Genomic DNA, 2437 nt, shown 5'->3' with positions numbered 1-2437 from the left:
GGTGAATTGCCTCATCGTCCTAAACGACACAAATTCACGCCCGCATGAGACGTACGGGTGTCCAGGTAGGATCCGCAGACTTTGCGGGTTCCGATGACCCTGCCGGATTTGTCGATTGAGCCTGGTCAAACCAACCTTGACTTGAAAATCAGTCACGGTCGTTGCAATCCTCACGACCAATGCTTCCGAAGATATCTGTACACGTAGTGAATCCCGCCTGGGCGTTCCCAGGTGCGCAGTCACTCAGTCGGTCAACAGCTCCTGTTGGCGTTCCCGCAAGGAAGGGGGGAGTCCGAGACCGGCGGTGTTTGCGTCCAAAAGCGAAACTGGTCAAGGAAGGAATGAAGCTCGTCGTTCAGCATTTTCGAAGCATGCTCACGAGATGGCCGTTGCGGGCCGGATCGTCGGGGTGCCATCGGCGCCATTCGTTGGTCAAGGCAAATCAGCCTTGGCAACGATCGATGGTGAATGCTTGGATGACGGGAACGGCCTGTCTGCTCGCTTTCACGCTGTCGCCGCAGCGGATGGGGGCGGATGAGCCAAGTGACACTTCGTTCCAGCGGTTTCTAGACGCGGCAGCACTCAACGTTGCCGAGGCGGCGCGGCGAGATTCCTTGGAACCGGAAACGGTGGCGGCTCCCAATCCGCTACCGGCCCCCGCCGAAGACGGCATGTCATTGCCTGCCGACTCATCCGCCCAAGCCGACCACCTTGAGATGGAAGGCAATCCGAGTGTTGCCGCCCCATGGTGGGAATCCGTTGCGTTTTCAGGGCTGTTGCAGTCGCCTGAACAAGTCGCCTTTGACCTTCCCACGGTGTTGACGGACACGCTGGAAACCAGCCCTCGGATCTCGGCTGTTTCACGCCGGACTTCAATCGCTTACGAAAAGATTGTTCAACAGGATGCGGTCTTCGACCCCACGTTTTTGCTGGAAGGTGGCTACGGCCGAATCAACGATCCAGTCGGCAGCACCTTGACGACGGGCGGACCCGAACGACTGATTCAAAATTCGGTCACTGCCAGTGGTGGTTTTCGAAAGTTGACGCGTCGTGGTGCGGTGGTGGATTTGTCCCAAGAGCTGGGGACGCTCGATAGCAACAGCCTGTTCTTCGAGCCCAACCCGCAGGGCAATTCGAAAATCAGCCTCAGTATCACGCAACCTTTGCTCGCGACCAGCGGCCAGGTCTACAACACCCGGCTGGTCACCCAAGCATCCATCGAAAGCCGAATCGCTTGGCAAGAAATGCGGGCAGAAGTGGAAAACCATTTGGTCGAAACGTTTCAAGCGTTTTGGCGTTTGTACGAACGACGTTGTCACCTGGTGCAGCAACGGAGCCTGATTGAACGGGGGGAACAGATCGCCCGTTTGGTCGACGCTCGTGCGGACCTGGATTCAGGGCCGTTGCAACGGATCAAGGTCCAGCGTCGATTGGCAACCGATCGCGATCGACTGATTGAAATCGAAGCTGAGTTGCGCCGTTTGCAGGTTCGCTTGCGAACGCTGGTTGGCAGCCCCGCACTGGCGACTTTGAATCAATCCGTCGAGCTGATCCCGCTCGCGAACCCCGACATTCCCAGCGAAAACATTGACTTGCACGATGCGATCGTTCGTGGTTTGGAATATCGACCGGACATCCAAGCCGCCACGCAAGAGCTCGCCGCCGCAGGGTTGAGCATCAACGTGACTCGCAATGAACTGAAGCCTCAACTGGATGCCGTGTTCGATGCGTACCTGTCAGGGCTCCGTGGCGACAATCGATTCTTTCAAGCCTTCGGTGATCAGTTCACGGAAGGTCCTGGTCTGACCGCGATGTTGCAATACAGTTTGCCATACGGGCGTCGTGCGGCTCGCAGTCGGGTTCGCGAAGCACGGTATCGCTACCAACAACGCAGCGAAGAATTGCGGCTCAGTCTGCTGACGGCGCGGCGAGAAATTGAAACCGCACTGATTCAAGCGAACGCGAATTTTCAATTGCGGGACAGCAAAGCGATCACGCTGGCAGCGGCCGTCCGGGAAGAGGAAATTGCAACCCGACGTTGGGAAGTGTTGGCAGGTGACGGTGGACCCACCGCCTTGGTGCTGGAGGATCTGCTCGAAACTCAGAAACGACGGACGGAAGCGGAACAACTTTTGGTGACAGCACAAGTCGCTTCCATCATTTCCTTGATTGAATTGCAAAAGGCAATGGGCACGTTGCTCAAGACGGAAGGCATCCAGCCCACTCGGCCCGGCAACACCAGTCAGATTGAGGTGTTGCAAACTGGCCCCGTCGAACTGGATCAGTTGACACCTCTGACTCGCATCGCTGACTTTGATTTGCCGCGAGACACCGAATCGTTCGGAGAATCACTGGTCAGTGAATCAGGGATGATCGAATGGGAAGGCTCCGCGCCCAAAGACGACGTGACCACATCGGAAAGCATGGAATAGGAACG

Annotated in this window: 1 protein-coding gene; it reads left to right on the top strand. The window is 57.0% G+C overall.

Annotated features, from left to right (window positions below; translation table 11 throughout):
* The first annotated feature begins 341 nt into the window (after nt 1–341).
* Nucleotides 342–2432 carry a TolC family protein gene (locus tag RISK_RS25965; protein ID WP_047817270.1) on the top strand — a complete coding sequence of 697 codons (2091 nt, stop codon included), beginning with the start codon at nt 342–344 and terminating at the stop codon, nt 2430–2432.
* Nucleotides 2433–2437 lie beyond the last annotated feature (5 nt).

Source organism: Rhodopirellula islandica (assembly GCF_001027925.1).
Classification (GTDB): domain Bacteria; phylum Planctomycetota; class Planctomycetia; order Pirellulales; family Pirellulaceae; genus Rhodopirellula; species Rhodopirellula islandica.
The sequence above is the reverse complement of the archived record's forward strand: the minus strand, read 5'-3'. Positions and strand labels throughout refer to the sequence as shown.

Coding starts and splice junctions, on each gene's coding strand:
- RISK_RS25965 (WP_047817270.1), top strand. CDS start 342: ATGAAGCTCGTCGTTCAGCATTTTCGAAGCATGCTCACGAGATGGCCG.